Annotated in this window: 6 protein-coding genes; 3 read left to right on the forward strand and 3 right to left on the reverse strand. The window is 46.0% G+C overall.

The genetic code is table 11. From position 1 onward, the window contains the following. Nucleotides 1–195: hypothetical protein (locus GX135_00660; protein NLN84599.1), on the reverse strand; the 195-nt coding region annotated here is incomplete at its 3' end. Between the two features lie 300 nt (nucleotides 196–495). On the opposite strand from GX135_00660, the gene GX135_00665 reads away from it, so the two are divergent. Continuing rightward, nucleotides 496–915: a hypothetical protein gene (locus GX135_00665; GenBank protein NLN84600.1), complete on the forward strand. Its 420-nt coding sequence runs from the start codon at nucleotides 496–498 to the stop codon at nucleotides 913–915. A gap of 78 nt (nucleotides 916–993) precedes the next feature. Here GX135_00665 and GX135_00670 read toward each other — a convergent pair whose 3' ends face one another. Both GX135_00670 and htpG read right to left on the reverse strand, forming a co-directional pair. After that, entirely contained in the window at nucleotides 994–1803 is an 810-nt protein-coding gene (locus tag GX135_00670; protein NLN84601.1) for a hypothetical protein, read from the reverse strand. A 253-nt stretch (nucleotides 1804–2056) separates the two neighbouring features. Then, nucleotides 2057–4093: a molecular chaperone HtpG gene (htpG, locus tag GX135_00675; protein ID NLN84602.1), complete on the reverse strand. Its 2037-nt coding sequence runs from the start codon at nucleotides 4091–4093 to the stop codon at nucleotides 2057–2059. Between the two features lie 198 nt (nucleotides 4094–4291). Here htpG and trxA point away from each other — a divergent pair, with 198 nt between their 5' ends. Beyond that, the gene (trxA, locus tag GX135_00680; GenBank protein ID NLN84603.1) at nucleotides 4292–4603 is read left to right on the forward strand and encodes a thioredoxin; all 312 of its coding nucleotides are present in this window, start codon (nucleotides 4292–4294) and stop codon (nucleotides 4601–4603) included. Nucleotides 4604–4606: 3 nt separating this feature from the next. Next, nucleotides 4607–5403, forward strand: a 797-nt coding sequence (locus GX135_00685; protein NLN84604.1) for a hypothetical protein, incomplete at its 3' end; no start/stop codon positions are given.

A 5403-nucleotide genomic window follows, 5' to 3' on the forward strand; every position in this document is an offset into this window, starting at 1 on the left:
GCTTGCGGCGCCAATCCAGGAAACGACGATGTAGTGGGTGTCGCCTTCAAGTTGTGGCAAGTTCATCTCGCTTGCCTCGATGGCCATCACAGACCATTTCGCGTCTTCGGGCTGGGTGATGTTTTCTTCGCACGCTGTGAGCAGGAGGCCCATTGCCAGCGTGGTCAGGATCATCAATATAAAGAATTTACGCATTTTGTGCTCCTTTAATTCTGTTTGTTCAACACTAATAATCAGCCCGCCTTTATTTGTCAAGTATTTCTTGCCCTAAATTCATTCTCCCGGTTTTCATTCCCGGTATTCCATCTGTTTTTCGGCGGAGCAGATGTCAGCATTTTCCGGTTTTCTTGCTCTGGGTTCGCAAAATAGTATGGTTGCTGTTATTGTGAACCTCATTGCTTTTAGAAGCATCTGGGTTTATTCGGTTTTGGCTTCAAGGTGGAACAGCGCTATATTATTAAAAAGCAGATGAATGCAAAATGTCAGGGAGGAAACATGCAAAACTATTACAAGCTCATGCTCAAGTGCCCCAAATGTGGTCAGGAACTGGGAGACGAGGAAAAACTTATCGATGGAGTCCCCGCTGTTAAATTCATCATCCATTCCCGCGGAGAAGAAGGTTTGGTTTGGCTTTCAGCACTTTACGGCAGCTATAACAATGAATCCACTCTCGATGTGCCCAAGGGCGAAATCAGCAGCTTCTTTTGCCCACACTGCAGGGCTGATCTGATCTCCAACACGAATTGCAACCTGTGTCAGGCACCGCAAGTGGACCTTCACCTCTTTGAAGGAGGCAAGGTTTCCATCTGTTCACGGGCAGGCTGCACCAAGCATTCCATTGAATTTGAGGATTTGAATACGGCAATCAACCACTTTTTTAACGCCTTCGAATTGCAGAACCGCCGTCCGAGATAATTCAAAAAATTGATTGAAAACAAAAAGATCCGGCTTTGAAAGCCGGATCTTTTTTTATCCATCAGTGACTGATGGGTTTTAGTTCATTTTAGCTTTGATTTGGTCGTAGCGGGTTTTTTGGGCGGAAGTCATGCTGCTGACTTTGCCGGCAAGTTCGCTGCCAAGGCCGTTGGCATTGGCTCTTTCTTTTTCAATCCTTTGCTGAGCTTTGGGGTCGCCTGGTTTGGCTGATTCTTTAGCTCTCAGATATTTATCCACAGCGTTATTATAAGCAGTCAATTTGCCATCGACATCTTCGCTGGGCACTGAAGGCACAGGCTTCTGAGGACGGTTGGGTTCAACCGGCTTCTGCGCGGGAGTGTTCGGTTTTGCCACGGGTTTCTTTTCAGGCTGTTTTTCATCTTCGACATCGGGAAGAACTTCTTCTTCTTCAACTTCCATGAAATTCACACTCAGAACAGCGGAAACAGCGGCTTCTTTGATGCGCTGGGAAGCTTCATTATCCACTTCGATGTTGAACTTGAGTTCGGTGGGTGTGTTGAGAGCGCCAGCCAACATTTCTTCAAAATTCCTATAACCAAATTGATTGATGGCAATGTCTTCCGCGTCTTCAATCACGTTTCCTTCCTCATCCTTGAGGGTGAGTGTCCATTGCATGGCGGGAATTTCTTCGCCTTCAAAATTCTTGATAAGTTCGGCTTTGACGGTGACAAGCAGGCCAATCACTTCTTCAATCTCGAAATTGTCTTCGCTAATCTTGAAGTATTCGGCAGCAGTGCCTTCGAGGGTAACCTTGGTGGCTTCCTCGGTTGTGTCCTTGGTGCCGCAGGCTGTCAAGGCCAACATCGCAACCAAGAGAGCGGCAAGAATAATTGTACGGATACGCATTATTTTCTCCTTCTAATAATGTCCTGCTGAATTTTCAGCAAGCTTTTTCTGCGTTTTTTTTGGGGAGGCTAAAAAGCTCTAAGACAGCATTCATCAGTACTTTAAACAGGTTTAGATGCAAGTTTCAGCCTCAATGTAAACTCTATTTTGTACAAGAGCAGAAAGCGCCCTTGTTTGTCAATCTTTTTTATTTATTCCAGAGCTGTGGAACCGGGTCAAGGTGTCTCATGGACTGTTTCCAACCCTGAGTGGCTCAAAGATAAGTCAGGATTTTGTTCGCTCGATTGATGAAATCCTTGAGCTCGTCTCCGCTGAAAGCGCGCTGTTCCAGCATGGAAAGATCGTGAATGTAAGTGCTGATGGTGCGGGCTTCCTCTTCCCTGCCTTCGCTATCCAGATCCAGGATTTTCTTGATTATAGGGTTTTCCCGGTTCAGGATGAGGGTGTGGTCTTTCAACAGCGTAAAATCGGCCTGGCGGTTGAGCGCGTCCATATCATGCCAACGCCGCAGCATTTCGTTGAACACAATCATGGATGGGATTTCTGATGATTTGAGACTCTTCACCTGTACTTTCAGGGGTGTATAAGCATGATTGAAAAGCTCTTTGAAGGCTTCTTCACCAAGTTCAGCACGGGTTTCAGCAGGAAGTTCAAAAGGACGGATCAAGGTTTGTTCGCCCTCCTGTTTTATCCAGGAAGTCAGAGCTGTGGCAGCCTGGGGATATTTTTTCAGGAAATCAGAATAGTCTTCCTTGGAGAATGAGGCTTCCACTTCCTGACCCAAAGCTTTGTAGAAAATCTCCTGCAAGCGTTGTGTATCCTGGTTTTCACCGTCTTCTTCAATCTCTGTGGAAAGCAGTTGATCGTTCAGTTCGCTGTCCACTCGGATGAATTCCAAATCCTTGTGGATGCTTTCCAGCCTTTGATAGATGTGGGTGTCCAGCGGAGTGGTTTGATAGATCACTTCGATGCCCTGATCTTTCATCAGGCGCAGATAGCTGACCTGCGTGTCTTCACCAGAGGCATACCAAATGCGGGTTTTATCGCCATCCTGCTTGTTTCGAGCCTTGTATTCTTCCAGGGTCACAAAGTCTCCGGAGGCTGATTTGAAGATGAGGCGGTCTTTCATGGCTTCGAAAAAGTCTTCATCACGCAAGAGGCCAAACTTGATAAAAGTATCGATGTCTTCCCAGTATTCCTCATATTTTTTGCGGTCTTCGGTGAATGTTTCGCCAAAGCGATCCGACACTTTTTTCACGATGTATTTGCTGATTTGGCGAACCTGATCGTCGTTTTGGAGGAAACTGCGGGAAACGTTGAGCGGAATGTCTGGAATATCAATGCCGCCTTTGAGCAGTAACAGAAATTCAGGGATGAGATCCTCAAGGTTGTCGGCAACGAAAACATTGTTGCAATATAGTTTCACCTCGCCCTTGAAGAAATCGGGGTCTTTGCGCAATTTGGGAAAATAGAGAATTCCGCGCAGATTCACAGGAAAATCGGCGTTGAGATGAATCCAGAAGACGGGGTCTTGATAGTCGTGGAAAACCTCGCGATAGAATTTGATATATTCTTCATCGCTGACGTCTTTGGGGCGGCGATTCCAAAGCGCCTCCAACTGGTTGACCTGTTGGCTTTTGAACATGATGGGCCAAGGCATGAAATTGCTGTATTTTTCCAGAATCTCGCGAATTTTGTATTCCTGGGCGTAGTTTTTTGAATCTTCGTTCAGGTAAATGGTGACCGTGGTTCCGGGTTCTTTTTTCTTTCCTGCCTTCATCTTATATTCGGTGCTGCCATCGCATTCCCAAAAAGCAGGTTCACTGCCAGCAACCCAGGATAAAGAATCAATGGTAACTTTTTCCGCCACCATGAAACTGGAATAGAAGCCCAGACCAAAGTGGCCAATGATGTTGTCCTGCACGTCCTTGAACTTTGTTACAAATTCCTCAGCGCCGGAAAAAGCAATCTGGTTGATGTATTTGCGGATTTCTTCCGCCGTCATGCCAATCCCGGTATCATGCACTTTGATGGTGTTGTTTTTGTCGTCCAACTCAATCGTGATTTTCATATCCTCCGCTTTGAAATCCGGATCGGAATATTTACGCTTGTTGATGGCGTCTACAGAGTTTGAAACCAGCTCACGCAGGAAAATGTCATGTTGGGAATACAGCCATTTTTTTATGATGGGAAAGATATTTTCCGTGTGAATGCTCAAGCTGCCCTTTTCAGTCTTTTTGCGGGGCGCAGCTTTGCTCTCCGCAGGTCTCTTTTTTGTGTTTTCAGGCATTATGGTTCTCCTTAGAAAAAGGTTCTTTTTTATGGATAAAATAAAGGCTTCGGGTAAAATGTCAAGGAAAATAAGCAGTTTGACCGTTGGACTGCTAAATATCGGGCGAATGCTCCGCTGGATTTGGGAATGAGGGTGATTTGCCTTGATGGGTGGAAAGGCTTATATTATCAGAAAACAAAATGATTGGAGTAAACAATGTTGACCGAATTGAACAATAATAATTTTGAGACTGTGATAGGAAAGGGAATGGTTTTGGTGGATTTTTGGGCGGATTGGTGTATGCCTTGCCGCATGATTTCACCGACCATTGAAGAGCTGGCACGCGATATTCCTGATGTGCGTTTTGCCAAGCTTAACGTGGATGAATTTCCGGAACTGGCTGGCCACTATGGGGTTATGAGCATCCCCACGCTGCTTTTTTTCAAAGATGGCGAACTGAAAGACAGCTCCATCGGAGTCGTCCCCAAAGCTGTAATCGAGAAGAAATTGGAACTATTGCGCGGATAGATTTTGAAACGCAACGCTGTTGTAAACTGGGCTGAATATCTGCTCTTTCGCGGGGCACTTTTCAAGCTGAGGCTTCTCCCCTATGCTTGGGGCAAGTGGCTCTTAATAAAGCTTTTTATGTGGATTGGTCATGGAATTGGCATTCGTCGCTATGTGGCGGACCAAAATCTGGAAAGGGCGTTTGATGGAATGGATGTCCAAAAACGGCGCGAGCTGCTTAAACAGGTATATCATAATCTGGGTTTGACCTCTGCCGAACTGTATCTGCAACCGGAAAACAAACTGATAAATTCGATTAGCTTCCAGGGCAGAGAACACATGGATAATGCTTTGGCACTCGGTCGAGGTGCTATTTTAGCCACGGCTCATTTTGGAAATTGGGAAGCCGCAAGAGTTTTGCCACTTTTCGGAATCCCTCTGGCAGTGGTTACCAAAAAGCAACACAACCCGCTGTTTGAGAATTATAATTCCACCTTGCGGCAAAAGCATGGCCTGAAACTTATTGACTATGAAAGTGGCTTGAAAGACATCATGCGCTGGCTGGATAAAAATGGGGTGGTGGCAATTCTCACCGACCAAAATGCTGGAGAAGCGGGGCTCGTTATGGATTTTCTGGGTTCTCCCGCTTCACATTGGAAAGGAGTGGCAAAAATCTCGTTGCGCAAAGGTGTACCCATTGTACCTGGCTTCACGCTGAGGACCCCTAAGGGCGGAATTCTGATGTGTTTTGAACCGATGATTCATCATCCCGGTTTGGACTGCGATGAAGATGGTATTCGCAAAGTGACTGAAGAAGTGAA

The organism is Candidatus Cloacimonadota bacterium (assembly GCA_012522635.1).
Lineage (GTDB): Bacteria > Cloacimonadota > Cloacimonadia > Cloacimonadales > Cloacimonadaceae > Syntrophosphaera.